General features: G+C 47.4%; 2 tRNA genes and 1 rRNA gene. All 3 read left to right on the top strand.

What is annotated here, in order from left to right:
• Positions 1-131, top strand: a 16S ribosomal RNA gene (locus MAQA_RS13350); the annotation flags it as partial.
• A gap of 115 nt (positions 132-246) precedes the next feature.
• Positions 247-320 (top strand) — tRNA-Ile (locus tag MAQA_RS13345).
• A 38-nt stretch (positions 321-358) separates the two neighbouring features.
• Positions 359-434 (top strand) — tRNA-Ala (locus tag MAQA_RS13340).
• Positions 435-661 lie beyond the last annotated feature (227 nt).

Raw genomic sequence — 661 nt, 5'->3', positions numbered from 1 at the left:
ACGAGAGTTTGTAACACCCGAAGTCGGAGGGTAAACCTTTATGGAGCCAGCCGCCGAAGGTGGGACAGATAATTGGGGTGAAGTCGTAACAAGGTAGCCGTATCGGAAGGTGCGGCTGGATCACCTCCTTTCTAAGGATAAGGAAACCTGTGAATCTTTTTCCCTTCTTTTGTTCAGTTTTGAGAGGTCAATGACGCTCATACTGAGTACCAGGTGACACGTTTTTGAGGTGTCTCTTCGTATGAGGGGCCTATAGCTCAGCTGGTTAGAGCGCACGCCTGATAAGCGTGAGGTCGGTGGTTCGAGTCCACTTAGGCCCACTTTTTTGAATAAACCTTTCTTTTTCAGATGTTAATAAGGGGCCTTAGCTCAGCTGGGAGAGCGCCTGCTTTGCACGCAGGAGGTCAGCGGTTCGATCCCGCTAGGCTCCACCAAAGATAGTTTGTTCTTTGAAAACTAGATAAGAAAAGTTAGTGTAAAAAGACGAAGAGAAACCGTAGGTTTTTCTTCAACCAAAACCGAGAATCAAACCGAGAAAGAATCTTTCCGTTTTCATAAGCGATCGCACGTTTATGAAAACACAACAACACCTTCGTAAGAAGGATGAGGTTAAGTGAGGAAGGGCGCACGGTGGATGCCTTGGCACTAGGAGCCGAAGAAG

The sequence above is a fragment of the Listeria aquatica FSL S10-1188 genome (assembly GCF_000525795.1).
GTDB lineage: Bacteria > Bacillota > Bacilli > Lactobacillales > Listeriaceae > Listeria > Listeria aquatica.
Note: the sequence above shows the minus strand (reverse complement) of the source record. Positions and strands in the feature narration are given on the sequence as shown.